At 73.7% G+C, this 21,049-nt stretch carries 15 protein-coding genes and 1 pseudogene; 8 read left to right on the top strand and 8 right to left on the bottom strand.

Annotated elements, in window-relative coordinates; genetic code table 11:
* Together ACFWTC_RS26405 and ACFWTC_RS26400 are read left to right on the top strand one after the other, a co-directional pair.
* A partial coding sequence (locus tag ACFWTC_RS26405) for an ATP-binding protein (protein ID WP_383931857.1) occupies positions 1-2,757 on the top strand: 2,757 nt, incomplete at its 5' end.
* 42 nt (positions 2,758-2,799) lie between these two features.
* Positions 2,800-5,307 carry a SpoIIE family protein phosphatase gene (locus tag ACFWTC_RS26400; RefSeq protein WP_384028754.1) on the top strand — a complete coding sequence of 836 codons (2,508 nt, stop codon included), beginning with the start codon at positions 2,800-2,802 and terminating at the stop codon, positions 5,305-5,307.
* 7 nt (positions 5,308-5,314) lie between these two features.
* Here ACFWTC_RS26400 and ACFWTC_RS26395 read toward each other — a convergent pair whose 3' ends face one another.
* From ACFWTC_RS26395 to ACFWTC_RS26385, 3 genes and pseudogenes are all read right to left on the bottom strand, one after another.
* Positions 5,315-5,788, bottom strand: a complete 474-nt coding sequence (locus ACFWTC_RS26395; RefSeq protein WP_383931853.1) for an ATP-binding protein — start codon at positions 5,786-5,788, stop codon at positions 5,315-5,317.
* 107 nt (positions 5,789-5,895) lie between these two features.
* A pseudogene (locus tag ACFWTC_RS26390) lies at positions 5,896-7,019 on the bottom strand (YihY/virulence factor BrkB family protein).
* Positions 7,020-7,112: 93 nt separating this feature from the next.
* Complete coding sequence (locus tag ACFWTC_RS26385; RefSeq protein WP_384028748.1) at positions 7,113-8,096, bottom strand: magnesium and cobalt transport protein CorA; 984 nt, start codon at positions 8,094-8,096, stop codon at positions 7,113-7,115.
* A gap of 158 nt (positions 8,097-8,254) precedes the next feature.
* Here ACFWTC_RS26385 and ACFWTC_RS26380 point away from each other — a divergent pair, with 158 nt between their 5' ends.
* The 5 genes from ACFWTC_RS26380 (at position 8,255) to ACFWTC_RS26360 (ending at position 12,723) form a co-directional block, all read left to right on the top strand.
* Positions 8,255-9,247, top strand: coding sequence for a GlxA family transcriptional regulator (locus ACFWTC_RS26380; protein WP_383931847.1), 993 nt, complete (start codon positions 8,255-8,257; stop codon positions 9,245-9,247).
* A gap of 192 nt (positions 9,248-9,439) precedes the next feature.
* A complete protein-coding gene (locus tag ACFWTC_RS26375; protein WP_383931845.1) occupies positions 9,440-10,063 on the top strand; it encodes an isochorismatase family protein in 624 nt (207 codons plus the stop codon).
* Between the two features lie 186 nt (positions 10,064-10,249).
* Positions 10,250-10,621 carry an STAS domain-containing protein gene (locus ACFWTC_RS26370; protein ID WP_383931843.1) on the top strand — a complete coding sequence of 124 codons (372 nt, stop codon included), beginning with the start codon at positions 10,250-10,252 and terminating at the stop codon, positions 10,619-10,621.
* Between the two features lie 78 nt (positions 10,622-10,699).
* The gene (locus ACFWTC_RS26365; RefSeq protein ID WP_383931841.1) at positions 10,700-11,158 is read left to right on the top strand and encodes an ATP-binding protein; all 459 of its coding nucleotides are present in this window, start codon (positions 10,700-10,702) and stop codon (positions 11,156-11,158) included.
* Between the two features lie 455 nt (positions 11,159-11,613).
* On the top strand, positions 11,614-12,723 hold the full coding sequence (locus ACFWTC_RS26360) for an enoyl-CoA hydratase/isomerase family protein (protein ID WP_383931858.1): 1,110 nt from the start codon (positions 11,614-11,616) through the stop codon (positions 12,721-12,723).
* Positions 12,724-12,838: 115 nt separating this feature from the next.
* Here the strand turns inward: ACFWTC_RS26360 and ACFWTC_RS26355 are convergent, their stop codons facing one another.
* A complete protein-coding gene (locus ACFWTC_RS26355) occupies positions 12,839-15,115 on the bottom strand; it encodes an ATP-binding cassette domain-containing protein (RefSeq protein ID WP_384028746.1) in 2,277 nt (758 codons plus the stop codon).
* A 103-nt stretch (positions 15,116-15,218) separates the two neighbouring features.
* On the opposite strand from ACFWTC_RS26355, the gene ACFWTC_RS26350 reads away from it, so the two are divergent.
* Positions 15,219-15,989: a TetR/AcrR family transcriptional regulator gene (locus ACFWTC_RS26350; RefSeq protein ID WP_384028744.1), complete on the top strand. Its 771-nt coding sequence runs from the start codon at positions 15,219-15,221 to the stop codon at positions 15,987-15,989.
* 54 nt (positions 15,990-16,043) lie between these two features.
* Here the strand turns inward: ACFWTC_RS26350 and ACFWTC_RS26345 are convergent, their stop codons facing one another.
* The 4 genes from ACFWTC_RS26345 to ACFWTC_RS26330 form a co-directional block, all read right to left on the bottom strand.
* Complete coding sequence (locus ACFWTC_RS26345) at positions 16,044-16,985, bottom strand: SDR family oxidoreductase (protein WP_383931835.1); 942 nt, start codon at positions 16,983-16,985, stop codon at positions 16,044-16,046.
* Positions 16,986-16,995: 10 nt separating this feature from the next.
* Entirely contained in the window at positions 16,996-18,294 is a 1,299-nt protein-coding gene (locus ACFWTC_RS26340; RefSeq protein ID WP_384028742.1) for an MFS transporter, read from the bottom strand.
* A gap of 11 nt (positions 18,295-18,305) precedes the next feature.
* On the bottom strand, positions 18,306-19,529 hold the full coding sequence (locus ACFWTC_RS26335; RefSeq protein WP_384074673.1) for an alkaline phosphatase family protein: 1,224 nt from the start codon (positions 19,527-19,529) through the stop codon (positions 18,306-18,308).
* Positions 19,530-19,904: 375 nt separating this feature from the next.
* Complete coding sequence (locus ACFWTC_RS26330; RefSeq protein ID WP_384028738.1) at positions 19,905-21,017, bottom strand: galactokinase; 1,113 nt, start codon at positions 21,015-21,017, stop codon at positions 19,905-19,907.
* Positions 21,018-21,049 lie beyond the last annotated feature (32 nt).

The raw sequence follows: 21,049 nt of genomic DNA, 5'->3' as shown, positions 1-21,049 counted from the left end.
AAGACGACGATCAACACGATGGTCGACCAGCTGTCGTCGTTCGCGGCGGAGGTGACGCGTGTGGCGCGCGAGGTCGGCAGTGAGGGCCGGCTGGGTGGTCAGGCCGAGGTCGAGGGCGTGTCGGGTACGTGGAAGCGGCTGACGGAGAACGTCAACGAGCTGGCCGGGAACCTGACCCGGCAGGTCCGTGCGATCGCGGAGGTGGCCAGCGCGGTCGCCGAGGGCGACCTGACCCGGTCGATCACGGTGGACGCCTCCGGTGAGGTCGCCGAGCTCAAGGACAACATCAACTCGATGGTCGGCTCGCTGCGCGAGACGACCCGGGCCAACCAGGTACAGGACTGGCTGAAGTCCAACCTGGCGCAGATCTCCGGCCTGATGCAGGGCCACCGCGACCTCGCCGTCGTCGCCGAACTCGTCATGGACGAACTGGCCCCCCTGGTCGACGCCAGCTACGGGGCCTTCTACCTCGCCGAGGAAGCCGACGGCGAAACCTGGCTGTCCCTGATCGGCTCGTTCGGACGGCCCGCCGACCACCCCGCCGCCCGGCGGGTGCGCCGCGGCGAGACCCTGGTGGGACAGGCGGCCCGCAGCCGCCGCATCCTCACCACCGACAACCTGCCGCCCGGCTACCTGATCTCCTCCGGGCTCGGAGCGGCCGCCCCCGCCAACCTCATCGTGCTGCCCATCCTCGTCGAGGACCAGGTCCTCGGGGTCATCGAGCTGGCCACCTTCAACTCCTTCACCCCCGTGCACCGCGACTTCCTCGGGCGCCTGATGGAGACCGTCGGCGTCAACGTCAGCACCATCGTCGCCAACGCCCGTACCGACGAACTCCTCGGGGAGTCACAGCGCCTCACGGGCGAACTGCAGGCACGGTCCGAGCAGTTGCAGGTCCAGCAGGACGAACTCCAGCGGTCCAACGCCGAACTGGAGGAGAAGGCCGCCCTCCTCGCCACGCAGAACCGCGACATCGAGACGAAGAACCTGGAGATCGAGCAGGCCCGCCAGGAACTGGAGGACCGGGCCCAGCAGTTGTCGCTGGCCTCGAAGTACAAGTCCGAGTTCCTCGCCAACATGAGCCACGAGCTGCGCACCCCGCTCAACAGCCTCCTCATCCTGGCCCAGCTCCTCTCGCAGAACCCGAGCCGCAACCTCACCCCCAAGCAGGTGGAGTACGCGGGCATCATCCACTCCGCCGGCTCCGACCTCCTCCAGCTCATCAACGACATCCTCGACCTGTCGAAGGTCGAGGCGGGCAAGATGGACGTCAACCTGGAACGGGTCTCGCTCAAGCGGCTCCTCAACTACGTGGAAGCCTCCTTCCGGCCCCTCACCAGCCAGAAGGGCCTCGACTTCGACATCACGAGCTCGGCCGGCGTACCGGTGGACCTGCACACCGACGACGCGCGGCTCCAGCAGATCCTGCGCAACCTGCTGTCCAACGCCGTCAAGTTCACCGAGAGCGGCCGGGTCCAGCTGCGGATCGAACCCGCGAACGCCGCGGAGCTCCCCGAGGAACTGGCCCGGTCCGGGTCCGTCGTCGCCTTCAAGGTCGTCGACACGGGCATCGGCATCGCCGAGGAGCAGCTGGAGGTCATCTTCGCGGCGTTCCAGCAGGCCGACGGCACGACCAGCCGCAAGTACGGCGGCACCGGACTGGGGCTGTCCATCACCCGGGAGATCGCCCGGCTCCTCGGCGGCGTGGTCACCGCGAGCAGTGCGCCGGGCGAGGGGTCCACGTTCACGCTGTACCTGCCGGTGTCGCGCCCCGACTTCGTCGAACGGGACGCCGAGGTCCCCGCGCTGGAGGGCGCCGCACCCGACTCCGCCGACCAGGGCGAGAGCGCCGCGGACGCCGGCGGGGACCGCCACCCCCGGCGGCTCCTGGTGATCGAGGAGCGCAGCAACGGCCTCCTCAGCCTCGTCGCCGAGAGCGCCGCGGCCGACCTGATCGCCGGACGGGCCGCCGTGGGACCGTCCGACCGGGTCGAGGTGGTCGCCGCCGTGACCGCCGCGGACGCCGCCGCCGTGCTCGCCCAGTCCCCGTTCCACTGCGTGGTCCTCGAACTGGGCTCCAGCGGCGAGGCCCTGAGCTTCCTCCGCGCCATGGCGGGGGACTCCGCCCTGGCGTCCCTGCCGGTGCTGGCCCACGACAACCGGCGCATGACGGGGGACCAGCAGCGGGAGGTCGCCCGGCACGCGACCGGCCAGCGCCTGGAGATCCTCTCCAGCCTGGACGAACTGCGCGAACGGATCACCCTGCACCTCTCGGTGGACCGGCTCGGGGACGTCCTCCCCCTCGTCCGGACCGAGGCCGAGACCGCCCCGTCGGAGCAGGCCTACATCGAACCCGGCCTCGCCGACATGTCCGTGCTGGTGGTCGACGACGACCCGCGCAACCTGTACGCGATCAGCGGCATCCTCGAACTCCACGGCATCCGGGTCCTGCACGCCGAGAACGGCCGCAAGGGCATCGACACCCTGATGAGCACCCCGGGCATCGACCTGATCCTGATGGACGTCATGATGCCCGAGCTCGACGGGTACGCCGCGACCGCGGAGATCAGGAACATGCCCCAGTACGCGGACCTGCCCATCATCTCGGTCACCGCCAAGGCCATGCCCGGCGACCGCGAGAAGAGCATCGCCTCCGGATCGAGCGACTACGTCACCAAGCCCGTCGACGCGAACGACCTGATCGCCCGGCTCCGCCGCTGGCTCCTGCCGCAGGACACCTCGGGCTCCCGTGCCTGACGTTCCCGCCCCCACCGCCCCCACGGAAGAAGCCGACCTCCGGTGAACAGCGCCCACGACGAGTCCGGAGCCCCCCGGCGCCCCGTCCCGCCGCCCGGGCAGGGCGGCGCCGCGGACGTCCCGGCCGCGCGCCGCACCGCGGAGCACGACGCCCGCGCGACGGCCGGGGACGAGGGGGCCCCTCCCCACGGCCGGCCGGCCGGCGAGGTGGGCCGGCTCGCCGCCACCGTGGAGCGGCTGCGCCAGGAGGCCCAGGAGGCCCAGTGGGCCGCCGACGGGCGCGCGCTGATCGAGATGGCCAAGGGGATCCTCGTGGGCCGGCTGGGCTGCGGGCCCGCCGAGGCCTCCCGGCAACTGACCCGGCTCGCGGCGCAGTCGGACGTCACCGTCCTCGGCCTGGCCGTCGACGTCATCAACCAGGCCGCCCGCGACCAGGTCAGCGCGGTCGCCGCGCAGTTCCTCAAGTCCGCGGACGGCGAGCCGTCGACCGCGGGGGACCCCGCCCCGGCGGTCCGGCTGAGGGCCGCGGAGAGCCGGGCGCTGGCCGCGACCGACTCCCAGGCCGTCGCCACCGCGCTGCTGGAGAACGCGCTCGGACCGCTCGGCGCGTACGGCGTCGCCATCTGGCTCGTGGGTCCGGACTCCTCGCTCGCCCTGGTCGGCCAGGCCGGGTTCACGGAAGAGGAGGCAGCCCGCTGGCGCTACGTCCCCCCGGAGGTCGCCACCTGCGCCCGGCTGGCGCTGCACAGCCGGGACCTCGCCGTGGTGCCCTGCCTCTCCGACGCGGGGATCCCGACGATCGGCCGGCGCCAGTACCCCGACGGCGGACGCGTCGTGGTCCCGGCGGGGACCGGGGGGCGGATCCACGGGGTGCTCGAAGTGAGCTGGCCGGACCGGCTGCCGCCCCAGCCGCCTCAGGTCCTGCGGCAACTGGAGGCCCTGGCCGAGCTGTGCGCCCACACCCTCGGGGACCGGCCCCCGCAGGAGCACCCCCGGTCCGCGGGCACCCCGTACCCGGCGGGCGTCGCCGGGCCGGCGGGGGTCGCCGAACTGTTGGACCTCGCCGACCACCTCCACGACCCCGTACTGATCCTGACCCCCCACCTCGACGCGGGCGGGCAACTGGCCGACTTCCGCATCCACCACACGAACAAGCGGTTCGTCGACCCCGCCGGCCGCCCCCGCTCGCTCGTCACCGGCGCGCACTTCCTGGAGGCCTACCCCGCCGCCGCCGAGGCCGACGGGCTCTTCTCCCGGCTGGAACGGGTCTACGCCACGGGCGAGCCGTGCCAGGCGCCGCGCATGACCCTGACCGCCTTCGTCGGCGAGGTCCCCCTCACCTCCGTCGCCGACGTCGGCATCAGCCGGCACGGCGCCGCCCTCCTGCTCGTCTGGAAGATCGAGGACGAGGCCGCGCGGCTCGCCAGCCTCCTGCAGCACGCGCAGCGCCTCGGCCGGGTCGGCGGTTTCGAACAGGACCTCCGGACCGGTTCCATCACCTGGAACGGCCAGCTCTTCGCCCTCTTCGGGCTTCCCGAGACCGCCCCTCCCGTCCCCTTGGAGGACCTGGCCGCCCACGCCCACCCCCACGACGTCAACTCGATCGGCCGCTTCCTGCGCACGCTTCTGCACCGGCTCCGCGAGTCATCGGTGGACTTCCGCCTGCGCCGCCCCGACGGCATCATCCGCCACATCCGGATCGTGGCCGAACCCGTTCTGGACGAGCGGGGGCGGCTGCGGTCCGTACGGGGCGCCTGCCAGGACATCTCGGCGCAGCACTGGACCGAGGTGGCCCTCGCCGCCACGCGTGACCAGCTCGCCAGCAGCGAGGCCGCTTCCGCGGACCGCACCCGGCTCGCCCTCCAGCTCCAGCAGGCCATCATGCCCCCGGCCCCGGCGCCCCTGGAGGTCCCCGGCATCCGCATCGCCGTCCGCTACCGGCCGGCGGAGTCGCAATCGCTCGTCGGCGGCGACTGGTACGACTCGGTCGTGCTGCCCGACCAGAAGATCCTCATCAGCGTCGGCGACGTGGCCGGGCACGGCATCCAGGCGGCCACCGGCATGGTCGTCCTGCGCAACGCGCTGCGCGGCCTCGCCGTGACCGGCGCCGGCCCCGCGCAGCTGCTCTCCTGGCTGAACACCGTCACCTACCACCTCACCAGCTACCTGACCGCGACCGCCGTCTGCGGGATCTACGACCCGGCCACCCGCTCGCTGCGCTGGGCGCGCGCCGGCCACCTGCCGCCCGTCCTGGTGCGAGGGGGCAGTGCCCGGGCGTTCCCGCTGACCTCCGGGGCGCTCCTGGGGGCCATGCCCGACGTGGTCTACGCGGAGGAGGAGGTGCAGCTGGAGCGGGAGGACGTCCTGCTCATGTACACCGACGGGCTCGTCGAACGCCGGGACGTGTCGGTGATGGACGCGCTGGCCCAGCTGCTCTCCGTGGCCTCGCGGCCGGCCGACTCGCTGGAGAAGCGTCTCGACAACCTGCTGACCTACAGTGCGTCCGACACCGACGACGACACGTGCCTCATCGGGGTCCAGGTGCACTGATCGGTGATCAGTCCGGTGCGGGTCCGCCCGCCGGACGGTCGGCCTCGGTCAGCGCGATCGCGGCCGTGACCCGCTTGCCGGCGCCCTCCGGCCGGACGCGGAAGCTCCGGGCGGCGGCGATGACGATCTCCAGGCCGTGCTGGCCGATGCGGTACGGGTCGGGCGTCAGGATGCCCGGAGGCGTCGGGTTGTCGTCCCTCACGCCGATCTCGACGGCGCCGTCCCGGACCTCCAGCGCGAGGAGGTAGGGGCCGGGGGCGTACTTGCGGGCGTTGGTGACCAGCTCGCTGACCACCAACTCGACGGTCTCCAGGACGTTTTGCGACACGGGAAGCCCGTGCTTGTCCCGTACGTCCGCCAGGAACGAGCGGGCCAGCTCCCGTGCGGCCGCGACCTTCTCGGTGCCCTTGAACGCGGCGGTGACCGATATGGGGCGATGGGTCCACATGCGCCGGTCGCTGCCCTCCGCCGATTCGTTCATCGGTTCCGTCCCGCTCGCCCGGCACGCACACCCGCGCGGGGACGTCTTCCCGCGCATTCTACGGACACCGCCGGACGGCGCGCTCCCGGGGCACCGGCTGGACCGGGTCACTCCATCCGGCGGCGGTCCTCGTCGCTCCAGGCGCGGGTGTCGCGGGGCCGGACGTACGGCTCCTCGTCCGCGGGCATCCCCCCGGCGATCGCGCGCTGGCGGGCCATCTCCGCGTCGAACTCCAGCCCGAGGAGGACGGCGAGGTTGGTGATCCACAGCCACACGAGGAAGACGACCACACCGGCGACCGTGCCGTACGTCTTGTTGTACGAGGCGAAGTTCGCGACGTAGAAGGCGAATCCGGCCGAGGCGGCCATCCAGATCACCAGCGCCAGCACACTGCCCGGAGTCACCCACTTGAGGCCGCGGCCCTTGGCGTTCGGGGCGGCCCAGTACAGCAGCGCGATCATGATCGTGACGAGGAGCACCAGGACCGGCCACTTCGCGATCGACCACACCGTCAGGGCCTGGTCGCCGATGCCCAGGGCGGCGCCCGCCTGCCGGGCCAGGCCGCCGGTGAAGACGACGATGAGCGCGCTGGCACAGGCCAGGACCATCAGGGTGACGGTGAGCGCCAGGCGCAGCGGCAGCACCTTCCACACCGGCCGGCCCTCGGGGATGTCGTAGACGGCGTTGGAGGCGCGGATGAACGCGGCGATGTAGCCGGAGGCGGACCACACGGCCACGACCAGGCCGACGACCGCCAGCAGCGATCCGACGCCGCTGTTGCCCTGCAGCTGGACGACCGCGTCGCTGATCACGTCGCGGGCGGAGCCGGGAGCCAGCTGCTGCAGGTTGTCCAGCACCTGTTTGGTCGCCGACTCGCCCGCCATGCCCAGCAGGGACACGAGGACCAGGAGGGCGGGGAAGAGCGCGAGGACCCCACCTGTTTGGTCGCCGACTCGCCCGCCATGCCCAGCAGGGACACGAGGACCAGGAGGGCGGGGAAGAGCGCGAGGACCCCGTAGTAGGTCAGGGCGGCGGCGCGGTCGGCGAGTTCGTCGTTCGTGAACTCCTTGACCGTGCCGCGCAGGACGGCGAGCCACGACCGTGCCGGGAGCCCGGAGGGCTGGTCGGGGGCCCGCTCCTCCACGTCCCGGTCCGGGCCCGCCTGGTCGTCCCTGCCGGTGTCGGGACGCGCGTGCCCGCCGTCCCGGTCCGCCTTCGCGATGTGTGTCATTCCCCGCGGGTTACCCGTTCGGCGGCAGTCATGTCCGTACCGGGGCGGTCATGTCCGTACGAGGGCGGCGGCGGTGGGCGGAACGCACCGGCCTCACAGCCAGCCGTTGCGGCGGAAGGAACGGTAGAGGGCGCCCGACGCGGCCGCCATGAGGCCGACGGCCAGGGGGTAGCCGTACGTCCAGCCGAGCTCGGGCATGTGCGCGAAGTTCATTCCGTACACCCCGGCGACCATCGTCGGGACCGCGAAGATCGCCGCCCAGGCGGAGATGCGCCGCATGTCGTCGTTCTGCCAGGTGCCCACCCGGGCCTGCTGGGCGTCGAGGACCGAGTTCAGCAGCTCGTCGAGGGTGCGGACCTCGATGTCCGTGCGGTGCAGGTGGTCGGCGACGTCACGGAAGTACGGGACGATCTCCGGCGGATGGTCCTCCTGGCCCAGCCCGCTCAGCAGGCCGCCCAGCACCGGGACGAGGGGCTGCACCGCGTCACGGAACTCGCGGACCTCCCGCTTGAGGGAGTAGATGCGCTCCGTGTGGTCCACGCGCGAGGTGGAGAAGACCTGGTCCTCCAGCCGGTTCAGCGCGCTGCGCACCCTGGCGGCGGCGTCGCTGTAGGCGTCGACGATGACGTCCAGGACGGCGTGCAGGGCGGCCCAGGAGCCGAGGTGCAGCAGGTCGGGGTCGGCGTCGAGCCGGCGGGCGGCCTCGGGGCAGGGGTCGACCGTGCCGTGCCGCACGGTGAGGAGGTAGCGGGGGCCGACGAAGAGCATCATCTCGCCGGTCTCCACCGCGGCCTCCTCCTCGACGTACCAGAGGGTCTTCAGCGCGACGGCCAGGACGTCGCCGAAGCGCTCACGCTTCGGGCGCTGGTGCGCGTGGACCGCGTCCTCGACGGCCAGGGGGTGCAGGCCCAGCTCCTCGGCCAGCTGCACGAGTTCGTCCTCGGACGGATCGGCCAGGCGCACCCAGCCGAACTCGCCGTCGCCGAGCCCCCGCAGCCGCTTGAGGACCAGCTGGCAGGCCTCGTCCTCCACGGCGCACTCCACGGTCTCCGACCGGTCCGCCCGCTTCCCGTACACCACGCATTCCATCCCCCGCGCATGCTTCGGCGCTCCGGATTCATGCGCGGCCGCCCGTGTGGCGTGCGTCCCGCGGCTGGATGTGCGGATGTCCGGATGTCCGGATGTGACAGGGAATCGTCATTGCGGCCGTCGGCGGGCGGGCCGAGGATGGGGGCATGTCCCCTTCGCACCGGGTCGTCATCGCGGTCTTCCCCGATGTCGACCTCCTCGACGTCACCGGCCCGGCCGAGGTGTTCGCGCTGGCCAACCGGGAGACCGGCGGCCGCGCCGGATACCAGGTCCGCCTGGCCGGAACACTCGCCGGCGAGGTCCGCACGTCGGCGGGGGTACGGCTGCTCACCGACCTGACCTTCGACGAGGTCGGCGGACAGGTGGACACCCTGCTGGTGCCCGGCGCGGTCGACCTGACCGGTGACGGCCCGGTGGCCCGCGTCGACGCCGGGGTCGTGGAGTGGGTGAGGGTGACCGCCCCGCAGGCCCGGCGCGTGGCATCGGTGTGCGTGGGAGCGCACGTGCTGGCCGCCGCGGGACTGCTCGACGGGAAGACGGCGACCACCCACTGGTCGACGGCCGCCCAGCTCGCGGCCGACCACCCGGCCGTCACCGTCGACCCGGACCCGATCTTCGTCCGCACCGACCGCGGCCGGCTGTGGACCGGGGCCGGGATCAGCGCCTGTCTGGACCTCGCCCTGGCCCTGGTGGCCGAAGACCTCGGGGAGGACGTCGCCCTGTCGGTGGCGCGGCAGTTGGTGATGTACCTCAAGCGCCAGGGCGGCCAGAGCCAGTTCTCCGTGCCGCTCAGCAGCCCCGCCTCCGAGCGGCGTGACATCGACGCACTGCGCCTGTGGATCGCCGACCACCTGGACGAGGACCTGTCCGCGCCGGCCCTGGCGGCCCGGATGTGCCTGAGCGAACGGCACTTCGCCCGGGTGTTCAAGCAGGAGACGGGCACCAGTACGGCCGACTACGTCGCCGCCGCCCGGGTGGAGGCGGCCCGCCGGCTGCTGGAGCGCACCGACCGCCCCCTGGAGCAGGTCGCCGCCGTCGCCGGTTTCGGCTCGGCCGAGACCCTGCACCGCGCCTTCCGGCGGCAGCTCGCCACGACCCCGGGTGCCTACCGCCGCCGTTTCCGCACCCGGTCCTCCTGACCCGTACCTCCTGACCGGTACCTCCTGACCGGTACCTCCTCGACCCGTACCCCGTGACCCGTACCCCCTCGCCCCGGTCGCTCCGACCCGGACCCCCCCGATCCCGCCGCCACCGGAACCCCGGTACTCCCGGCCCGCATGCGGGCCGCCCGGCGGCTCCGCCCTGCCCGAAACCCCTTCGAAAGGCTCCCGATGAACGCGATCCACCCCTCCACGACCCTGCGCGACGTGATCGGCCTGGACAGCCGCCCGCCCCGCCTGGCCGAATCCGCCCTGATCATGATCGACTTCCAGAACACCTACCGCACCGGGGTCATGGCCCTCGAAGGGGCCGAGGCAGCGCTCGCGGCGGCCGCCCGCCTGCTGGAGCGCGCCCGCGCCGCGGGCATCCCGGTCGTCCACGTCGTCAACGACGGCGGCGAGGGCAGCCCGTACGACATCCGGGCCCACATCGGGGCCGTCAGCGACGAAGTCGCCCCGACGGACGGCGAACCGGTCGTGGTCAAGCAGTTCCCCGACTCCTTCCACGCCACCGTGCTGGAGAAGACGCTGCGCGACCTCGGCGTGGTCCCGGAGGGCGGCGCGAGCCTGGTCCTGGCCGGCTTCATGACGCACATGTGTGTCAGCCACACCGCCCAGGGCGCCTTCCACCTCGGCTACCGGCCGACCGTCGTCGCCGACGCGACCGCCACGCGGGCCCTCACCGCCCCGGACGGCTCCGTCCTGCCCGCCACCGCACTCCAGGCCGCGGCCCTGACCACCGTCACCGACCTGTTCGGCACCGTCGTCCCCACCGCCGACGCCCTCCCCGCCTGACGGAGCCTTCCGGTCGGCGCCGCTCACGCCATGTCGGTTGCCGCGCGGGCGGTGGTTCCTCCGTACCCTTCTCGTCAGGCTTCCGTCACCGCAGCCGCCCGGCCCCGTCCCGCTTCCCGTCAGGGCGCAGGCGTATCGCCGCGGCTTTCGGGAAGGGGCATGGACGAGATGGAAGGGTGATGCCGGATGGTTGGCGGAGCGGACAGCGAGCGCTTCACCGTCGCGGTGCGGGCGGTGGACGGAGTCGTCGTCCTGGAGCTTGCGGGCGAGCTGGACCACGACACCGCGCAGCCCCTGCGCGAGGCCCTGGACGCGGCGGTCACCCCCGGTGGCCGGCTGCTGGTGGACCTGGCGGGGCTGGGCTTCTGCGATTCCACCGGCCTGAACGTGCTCCTCCACGGCCGGCTCACGGCCCGGGAGGCCGGCGCCACCGTGGAGCTGGCCGGTTTGCGCGGGTCGGTCTCCCGGATGTTCCGCATCACTGGCGCGGACGGGGTCTTCCCCGTACACGCCAGCGTGGCGGAGGCGCTGAGCCCGGCCGCCGGTCCGCCCGGCTGACGGGCGCTGCCGCGGCCGCGTACGGACCACGCCGACGGCACCGGCCGGCCGCCACCCGACACGAGGAGTCCGATCGCCATGGAACAGCGGGGGTCACCCGGCAGGACCTGGTACCTGGGGCTGGACGGCACCACCGACGTCGTGACGCGCAGCCGCGACTTCGCGCGCCGGGCCCTGACCGCCTGGCGCTGGCTCCCGGCTTCGGCGGAGGACGAGCAGGCGGCCGCCGACGACGTCCTGCTCCTGGTCTCCGAGGTGGTGGCCAACGCCTGCCTGCACGGGGGCGGACCCGGTTCCCTGGTGCTCGACTGCACCGAGGAGCGGCTCCGGATCGAGGTGACCGACGGCAACCCCGCGCCGCCGGTGCCCGTGCGCCCCCCGGCCCCGGACCGGCGGGGGCGGCCGGGCGGGCACGGGCTGCTGATCGTGGAGCGGCTGGCCCGCAGCTGGGGCTCGCGCCCCTGGTCGGGCGGGAAGTGCGTGTGGGTGGAGGTGGCCGTTCCCTCGCCGGTGCTCCGGGCCTGGTCGGCGGGATGAGGGGCGGACGCCCACCGGTCCCGCGCCGGGCTCGGGCCAGGCGCTGCGCCTCGGTCCCCGTGAGCGGCTCGCCCGCCTCCACCCCGTGCAGCAGCCGGGCCAGGACCTCCGCCCCGCGCAGGTCCGGGGGAGCACCACGTCGGGGGCCGGCGCGGCGAGGGCCCCGGTGTCCAGGGTGTACGACGAGGAGCCGCTGTGCGCCGCCCCGCCCCCGGCCTCGGAGATCTCCCGGCTGGTCAGGTTCAGGGTCAGGGCCAGGGTCTCTGCGGCGAACTCGGCGGCCGCGGCCACGGGCACCCCGGCGACCGCGGCCGGCGGCCGGTCGCACGCGTGCGACCGGCCCACGAGATCGGCGGCGAGACCGGTTCGGCGACGATGTCGGTGGCGGCGGGCAGCAGGGAGACGATGCGTATCCCCCGGCCCCGAGCGGGCGCGGACATACTGGCGGGGTGAAGATCGAAGACGACAACGCCGTCCTGTTCGACGTGGAGGGCCACACCGGTGTGGTCACCCTGAACCGGCCGAAGGCCCTGAACGCCCTGACCCGCCCCATGGTGGTGCGCATCGACGAGGCGCTGGCGGCCTGGGAGCACGATCCGGCGATCGCGCAGGTCCTGATCCGCGGTGCGGGTGAGCGGGGGTTGTGCGCGGGGGGTGACATCCGGGCGATCTACGAGGACGCGCGGGTGGGCGGGGGTGGTTCGGCGGAGTTCTGGCGGGACGAGTACCGGTTGAACGCGCGGATCGCGGGGTTCGCGAAGCCGTACGTGGCGTTGATGGACGGGCTCGTGATGGGGGGCGGGGTGGGTGTGTCGGCGCACGGGAGCGTGCGGATCGTCACGGAGCGCTCGCGGGTGGCGATGCCGGAGACGGGGATCGGGTTCGTGCCGGATGTGGGTGGGACGTATCTGCTGGCGCTGGCGCCGGGGGAGTTGGGTACGCATCTGGCGTTGACGGGCGCGGTGGTGGGCGCGGCGGACGCGTTGGTGTGCGGGCTGGCGGATCATTTCGTGCCGTCGCAGGCGTTGCCGGGGTTGGTGGCGGATCTGGCGGCGGCTCCGGTGCGGGAGGTGTTGGAGCGGTACGTGGCGGTGCCGCCGCCGGGTGTGCTGGCGGAGCGGCGGGGGTGGATCGACGCGTGCTACGCGGGGGATTCGGTTGAGGAGATCGTCGAGCGGTTGCAGGGGCACGGTGATCCGGCCGCGAAGGAGGCGGGGGAGACGCTGCTGGCGAAGTCGCCGACCGCGGTGAAGGTGACCCTGGCGGCGTTGCGGCGGGCGGCGGTGCTGGGTCCGTTGGAGCGGGTGCTGGAGCAGGAGTACCGGGTGTCGTGCAACGCGTTGGCGTCGGCGGACCTGGTGGAGGGGATCCGGGCGCAGGTCATCGACAAGGACCGGGCGCCGCGCTGGTCCCCGGCCACCCTCGGAGAGGTCACCGACGCCGATGCGGCCCGCTACTTCAGCCCCCTCGGCGCCGGCGAACTGCGCCTCGCGGACGCCGGGACCGAGGCGGGGGACGGGCCGGGGTCGGGCGCGGAGCCCGGGCCGGGCGACGGCCGCGGCTGAGCCGGACCCGGGCGCGGGCCGTCCGGAACCCGGCCCGCGCCGAGCGCACCGGACGCGCCCTCGGTGTGCCCCGCTCGGCGTGCCCCGCGCCCCGCCCCCCGCGCACCGCGGCGGGCTACGAGGAGACGTACTCGCGCAGGTGGCGGGCGGTCAGCGTGTCCGACCCGGCCACCAGGGCCGCCGGAGTGCCCTCGAAGACCACCTCGCCGCCGGCGTGCCCGCCGCCCGGCCCGATGTCGATCAGCCAGTCCGCGTGCGCCATCACCGCCTGATGGTGCTCGATGACGATCACCGAGTTGCCGTCGTCGACGAGCCGGTCCAGCAGGGCGAGCAGCTTGTCGACATCGGCCATGTGCAGCCCGGTCGTCGGCTCGTCCAGGATGTACGTCGAGGACTTCTCCGCCATGTTGATCGCGAGCTTGAGCCGCTGCCGTTCCCCGCCCGAAAGGGTGTTGAGCGGCTGACCGAGCCGCAGGTAGCCCAGCCCCACGTCGGCCAGCCGGCCCAGGATCGCCCGCGCCTGTCCGGTGGTGAAGAACTCGCGGGCCTCCGCCACCGGCATGTCGAGCACCTCGCTGATGTTCTTGCCCCGCAGCTCGTACGTGAGAACCTCGGGCGTGAACCGCTTGCCCTCGCACTCCTCGCAGACCGAGGACACCCCCGCCATCATCGCCAGGTCCGTGTAGACGAGCCCGAGGCCGTTGCACTTCGGGCAGGCGCCCTCCGAATTCGCGCTGAACAGCGCCGCCTTGACGCCGTTGGCCTTGGCGAAGGCCGTACGGATCGGGCTCAGCAGGCCGGTGTACGTAGCCGGGTTGGACCGGCGCGAGCCGCGGATCGGCGACTGGTCGGCGACGACCACCCCGTCCTGCCCGGCCAGGTAGCCGTGGATCAGCGAGCTCTTCCCGGAACCCGCGACCCCGGTCACCACCGCCAGCACCCCCAGCGGAACGTCCACGCTGACGTCCTTCAGGTTGTGCAGGTCGGCCCCCTTCACCGACAGCTGCCCGCGCGGCGTGCGCACCGACTCCCGCAGCCGCGCCCGGTGTTCGAGGTGGCGGCCGGTGAGCGTGCCCGAGGAGCGCAGCCCGGCGACGTCGCCCTCGTAGCAGAGCTCGCCGCCCGCCGTGCCCGCGCCGGGACCGAGGTCCACCACGTGGTCGGCGATCGCGATGACCTCCGGCTTGTGCTCCACCACCAGCACCGTGTTGCCCTTGTCGCGCAGGCGCAGCAGCAGGTCGTTCATCCGCCGGATGTCGTGCGGGTGCAGGCCGATGGTGGGCTCGTCGAAGACGTATGTGACGTCCGAGAGCGAGGAGCCCAGGTGGCGGACCATCTTGACCCGCTGCGCCTCCCCGCCGGAGAGGGTGCCCGAGGGGCGGTCAAGGCTGAGGTAGCCCAGCCCGATCTCCACGAGCGAGTCCAGGAGCTCCCGCAGGCTCGTGAGCAGCGGTGCCACACCCGGGTCGGCGAGCCGCCGGACGAACGTCGCCAGGTCGCTGATCTGCATCGCCGAGCATTCGGCGATGTTCAGGCCGTCGATGCGCGAGGAGAGCGCGGCCGCCGAGAGCCGGGTGCCCCCGCAGTCCGGACAGTCCGTGAAGACCACGGCGCGGTCCACGAACGACCGGATGTGGGGCTGCATGGCCTCGCGGTCCTTGGCGAGGTAGGTCCGCTGGATCTTGGTGATCAGACCCTCGTACGTGAAGTTGTTCGAGCCGACCTTGACCTTCACCGAGTCCTTGTGGAGGAAGTCCGCCCACTCCTGCTCGGTGAAGTCCTTCAGTTTGGTGTCGGGGGAGTAGAAGCCCGAACCCGCCATGACCTGCCAGTACCAGGAGTCCACCGCGTATCCGGGCACGGTGATCGCACCCTCGTTGACGGAGAGCTCCCGGTCCACCAGCTGGTCGACGTCGATGTCGGAGATCTGGCCGATGCCCTCGCAGCGCAGGCACATGCCGTCGGGGGTGTTGAAGCTGAAGGCGGTGGAGGTGCCGATGTGCGGGGTGCCGAGGCGGGAGAAGATGATCCGCAGCATGGTGTAGGCGTCGGTGGCGGTGCCCACGGTGGAACGGGAGTTGGCTCCCATCCGCTCCTGGTCGACCACGATGGCGGCGCTCAGGTTGTTCAGACCGTCCACGTCCGGCCGGCCCAGGGTCGGCATGAAGGACTGGATGAAGGCCGTGTACGTCTCGTTGATCATGCGCTGCGACTCGGCGGCGATGGTGCCGAAGACGAGGGAGGACTTTCCGGAGCCCGAGACGCCCGTGAAGACGCTGAGGCGGCGCTTGGGGATGTCCAGGGAGATGTTCCGGAGATTGTTCCCCCGGGCTCCGCGGACCTGGATGACCTGATGGCTGTCGGCGTCATGACCGGCGGCGTCGATCTGCACGGAACTCCTCGCGGTGGCGGCGGCGCGGCTTATTTCGTACACCGTACTCTATACGCTGTAGTGAGTTCCCGGCCCGCGATCGACCGAACCCGAAGGAGTCCGTATGGCGAAGGACCGGAGCGGCGCGGGCGACCCCGTCCGCACCCTGCGGCTGCTCTGGCGCGAACCCGGACAGGACCCGCCCGCGCGGCGCGGACCGCGGCAGGGCCTGACCGTGGACGCCGTCGTACGGGCCGCCACCGACCTCGCCGACGAGGAGGGGCTGGACGCTCTCACGATGCGGGCGCTCGCCCAGCGGCTCGGAGTGACCCCCATGACCCTGTACACCTACGTTCCGGGCAAGGCCGAGCTGCTCGACCTCATGCTCGACGGGGCCTACCGGGACACGGGCAGCGGGGGGAGCGACCTCGGCGAGCCCTGGCGCGCCAAGGTCACCCGCGTCGCCGAGGACAACCGCGCCCTGCTCGAACGCCACCCGTGGATCGCCGACCTCGCCGTGACCCGCCCGCCGCTGGGGCCGGGCGTCATCGGGAAGTACGACCGCGAGCTCGCGGCCTTCGACGGAATCGGCCTGAGCGACGCCGAGATGGACGCCGCCCTGACCCACCTGCTCGGCTTCGTCCACGCCAACGCCCTCGCCGCCGCCGACGCCGCAGCGCACAACAGCCGCCAGAGCGACGACGAGTGGTGGGCCGTCAGCGCCCCGCTGCTGGAGCGGGCCATGGACCCCGAGCGCTATCCGCTGGCCGGCCGGGTCGGCAGCACGGTCGGGGCCTACGACCCCGAGGCCGTCTGGGCGTTCGGCCTGCGGTGCGTGCTGGAGGGGCTGACCCGGATGGTCGAGGCCGCCGCCCCGTCCACCCGCCGGGGCTGAACCGGGTCCGCCTGGTGGCCGCGCCGTCTTGGTGGCCCCCGTCCCGTGCCGGGGTCAGCGGTAGCCGGTGGCGTCAGCCGGGTGGCCCGGGTCCTGGACCTCGACCATGTACCGCCAGGCGTCCGGGCGGCTCCCGTCGAGGTCGGTGAAGCCGTACTCCCCGGCCAGCTGCCCGCTGGAGAGCGACTGCCCGTTCCAGCGCGCCACCTCCGGGTCCGCGGCGAGCGCCGCGACCGCCCGGCCCACGTACGCCGGGGTCTCGGAGATGCCGAAGTGCGGGACCTTTTCCAGTGCGTCCCGCCAGTTCGCCTCCGTCACCCCGAAGGTGTCGAGCATCATCTCCGAACGCAGCCAGCCCGGGGTCAGCGCCACGGCCGTCACCCCGCGCGGCCCCAGCTCGTGGCCCAGCGCGAACGCCATCCGCAGCACGGAGGACTTGGCGATGTCGTAGAAGAACGACACCCGGTAGCGGCTCGCGTTGTACTCGGCCGTGCCGTCCGTCATCTCCACCACGAGCCCGCCCGGCGTGCGCAGCAGCAGCGGCACCGCGAAGTGGCTGGTGATCGCGTGGGTCTCCACCGCCAGCCGCAGCAGCCGCAACCCCTTGTCCAGGTCGTGCTCCCAGACCGTGCTGTCCCACTCGAAAAGGAGCTCGCCGCCCCAGATGTCGTTCACCAGGACGTCCAGGCGGCCCTGCTCGGCGTCGATCCGGCCGACGAGCGCCTCGACCTCGCCCGGCACCAGATGGTCCGCGACCACCGCGATGCCCTGCCCGCCCGCCGCCGTGACCAGCTCGGCGGTCTCCTCGATCGTCTCGGGCCGGTCGTACTCCGAGCGCCGGTCGCGGGTGCTGCGACCGGACACGTACACGGTCGCGCCCTGCGCGCCCAGCTGGACCGCGATGCCGCGGCCCGCTCCCCTCGTCGCCCCGGCCACCAGGGCGACCCTGCCCTCCAGCATCCGCTGCCCGTTCGATGTGCCCTGTGCGTCAGACATGCCCCCGACCCTACGTCGCCCCGCCCGCCCCCCGCCCGCCGAACGCGGAGGTCGCCGCCAGGGCGAGCAACAGCCCGCAGGCCGCGGCCGCCAGCGCGGCACCGGGCCCCCACAGCGTCCAGGCCGCCCCGAACAGCAGCGAACCGGCGAACCGGGCCAGCGCCTGCGCGGTCTGCAGCACGGCGAGGCCGGTGGTCCGCAGTCCGGCCGGCAGCAGCGGCGCGGCGGCCGCCATCAGCACCCCGTCGGTGGCCGCGTAGAACAGGCCGAGCAGCGCCACGACGGCCAGGCCCGCGCCGGCGAGGGCCGGGCCGGCGGGCAGCGGAGCCAGGAGCAGCAGGCACGCGCCGAGCAGCAGCAGGTGCCCGGCGAGGAAGACGCGGCGGCGGCCCAGCCGGTCGGCGAGCCGGCCCACGGGCAGCGCGGCCAGCAGGAACACGGCCGCCGTGCCGACGGGCAGCAGCGGGAACCAGGCGAGCGGCAGGTCGAGCCGCCGCTGGAGCAGGAGGTAGAGGAAGGCGTCGCCGACGGTGAACACGCCGAGCGCGGTGGCGGTCAGGCAGAGCCGTCGCAGCTCCGGCAGGCGCAGCAGGCTCCGTACGGCGGACGCGGGCGGCGCCGCGGCCGGGGCAGCCGGCACGCGGGGAGTCGGCGCCGGGAGCGCGGGTGCCGGCGGCGCGGGTGCCTCGCGTACGAACAAGGCCAGCAGTACGACCCCCAGGACGCCGAAGCAGCAGCTCACGGTGAACACGGCGTCGTATCCGTCGGCCGCGACCCACAGCACCTCGAACGCGGCCAGCGGCCCCAGCAGCGCGCCCGCGGTGTCCATCGCGCGGTGCACGCCGAAGGCCCGCCCCTGCTCCCCGGGCGCACAGGACAGCGAGATCAGCGCATCGCGGGGCGCGGTGCGCAGGCCCTTGCCGGTCCGGTCGGCGGCGAGCACCGCCGCCACCGACCAGGGGGTGGTGACGGTGAGCAGGGCCGCTTTGCAGGCGGCGGACAGCGCGTACCCGGCGCCCGCGACGAGCTTCCGCCGGCGGGTCCGGTCGGCGACCCGCGCGCCCAGCAGCCGCAGCAGCGCGGTGGCGCCCTGCTGCAGCCCGTCCAGCGCGCCGAACGCGAGCGGGGACATCCCGAGCCCGGCCACCAGGTACAGCGGCAGGACGGCGGTGACCATCTCCGCGGAGACATCCGTGACCAGGCTGACCAGGCCGAGCGCGAAGACGGTGCCGGGGACGGCCCGCACGGGGCCCGTGCGCGACGGGGTGTCCGCGGCGATGTCCGCCGCCCTGCCGGTCGACAGGTACACGGAGGCCTCCCTTAGAACCAGTTGAGGGTGAGGGGGAAGGTGGTGGTTGCGGTGGTGGGGGTGGCGTCGGTGGCGGTGGCGGTGATCCGGAGGGTTCCGGTGGCCCAGGGTTTGCCGGTGATGCGTCCGGTGGCGGGGTCGAGGGTGAGGCCCCAGGGGAGTCCGGTGGCGGTGTAGCGGACGGGGGGTTTGGCTCCGGTGGTGGTGAGCTGGATGGTGCAGGTCTGGTTGAACGTGCAGGTGCGCGGGCCGGGGTCGACCAGCTTGAGCCCGCCGGGAGTCGGGGTGGGGGTAGGAGTCGGGGTCGGGGTGGGTGTGGGTGTGGGAGTCGGCGTGGGCGTGGGTTCCGTGGAATCCGCGAACACCTCGCTGATCGGCTGGACGTTGGCGGCGTTGCCCGCGTGCGTCGCCGTGCCGAAGAGGTCCTCGAAGGTCCGGAGCAGGTGGTGGTGGTTGAAGGCCGTCGCGTACCGGCCCGGCTTGACGTGCGCCCCGTGGAAGACCGTGGCGATCTGGTTGGAACCCAGGTAGTTGTCCTCGTCCCAGGTCAGTACGAGCAGGCTGTTGTTGGCCTTCGCCCACTGCGCGTAGGCGTCGAGGTGGGTGCGCGTCCAGGTGTCACCGGTGGCGACCGGGCAGGAGTGCATGTCGTTGCACTGGTTGGGCACCACGAAGGACAGGTCCGGCAGCGCCGCGAAGTTGCCCTGCGGGAACTGCGCCCAGGTCTTCCCGGTGTTCAGCGGCACGTTCTTGAAGGCGAACCACGGATTGTGCTTCTGCGCGTACTGGCCGCTGGTGCACGCCGTGGAACCCTCGGACGGCAGGTCCTCGTTGTACGTCGCGAACGTCTTGCCGGCCGCGATCAGCTCCTGCCCGAGGTTGGGCGCGGTCATCGACTGCGGGGCGTAGCAGCCGTCGCCGGTGATGCCCTGGGTGGAGCCGGAGAAGAGGTTGAAGTAGTTCGGCTGGCTGGGGTGGGTCAGCGCCTTCATCCCGGTCAGGCTCGCGCCGCCGTTGGCGAGTTGGTTGATGTACGGGGCGTTCGCGCTGCCGATGATCTCGCCGTACTGCTTGTTCTCGTAGACGACGACCACCACGTGGTCGTACGCCGGCAGCGCGGCCGTGGCCGTCGCCGTACGGGCGGGGTCGGCTCCCGCGGCGGCCTGGGAGCCGGCGATGGTGAACGCGGCCAGCAGGCCGAGCGCGCCGAGCCCGGCCACGAGCGCGGACCGCACGGCCCTGCGGCTCGCTGCCGCTGCCGATGCCGCGGGCGCGGGCGAGGGGGACGGGGGCGGGGGTGGGGGTGGGGTGACGGGCATGGGTGGTGCCTCCTCGTGGTGGTCGCGGAGCCCGCGGCATGGCGGATCCGGGTGTGCGGGTGTGCGGGTGTGGGCCCGGGTGGCCCGGGTGGCCCTGGATGGGGTCCCGGGCCACCCGGCGGTTCGTCGGGGCCGTCGCCGCGCGGGCCTGGGGCGGTGCCCTCGGTGGCCCGGGCGGCGACCGTGGCCGCCAGGCCGGCGGTCCCTCGGTCCGGCCGGGTCGGGGTTCCGCGTGCTGCCCGGGACCGGAGGGGGCCCCGGGCCGGCCGCAGGCCCCGGACGGGCGGGGCGCTATTCCTCGCGGCGGGCCGGGCCGGCCACGGCGATGTTCAGGAACCGGGGTACGGGGCGCCCCCGTTCGCGGAACTCCGCCGCGACCGCGGTGCGCACCGCAGCCAGCCGTGTCTCGGGCAGCAGCACCAGCACGCTGCTCCCCGGTCGCGGCCCGGGCGGCCAGGTGCTCAGGGCTCCGGCCCGCCGGGCGCAGGCCACCGCCCGGGCCAGTTCCGCCTGCCGGTCGGCGGCGCCCGAGCGGCCGCGTACCGCCATCAGCACCAGGCGGGCCCGTGTGGCCGCCGGGTCGAAGGCCACGTACCGCGGGGGCCGCGCGTCGTCCCGGCCCGGCAGCAGGGCCTCGCCCGGGCGGGCGAAAAGCGCCGCGCGGCGCAACGCCCCGTCCCCGTCGGGCAGGGCCCGGTCCAGCAGCAGGGCGAGGTGCGCGCGGTCGGGCTCGTCGCCCGCCGGGGTGTGCACGTCGACCACGGCCAGCGCCACCGCGCAGTCCGCCGGCTCCGCCGTGGCCAGCCCGGCGGCCGGCGTGAGGGAGCCCTGGACGTGCAGGTCGGTCCCGCCGCGGCCGAAACCGGCCCGGGCGAGCTCGCGCAGCAGCGCGTACGGCCGGGCCGCCCAGGCGGGGGTGTCGGGCGGCGGCCCGGTCAGGGCGAGGGGTACGTCGCAGCTGTCCGCGGGGTGGGCGAGCGAGCTGAGCCGCACCAGGCCGTCGGTGCGCGGCGCCGCGGCCGCGGCCACCGGCCAGCCGGCCGCCGCGACGAGCCCGGGGGAGTGCAGATGGAAGGCGTACGGGGCACTCCAGACGGCGGCCGGGGGCCGGCCGTGCGCGGACTCCAGGGCGTACGCGACGAGCCGGAACAGCGGATCGGCGCTTGCCCGCCGCGCGATCCCGCCCCCGCCGGACCCGGCCTCCCCGGGGCGGCCCGGGCCACCGCCGGTGGGGCCGGGCGCCGGGTGGCGCGCGCCGGTCGCGGTGGAGGTGGCGTGTTCCGGGCGCGGGGGGTGCTCGGTGGGGCCCGTGGGTGCCGGGGGGCTGGTTGCCGGGCCGGGGTCGTTCGGGAGGGGTTCCGTCGCGGGGCTGCGGACGGGCTCCGCGGCCGCCTGGGTCCGCACGGTCGCGCCGCTCCCGGCCGGAGCGGGTGCCG

The organism is Streptomyces sp. NPDC058619 (assembly GCF_042717785.1).
Taxonomy (GTDB): Bacteria; Actinomycetota; Actinomycetes; order Streptomycetales; family Streptomycetaceae; genus Streptomyces.
This window is presented reverse-complemented; position numbering and strand designations above follow the sequence as displayed.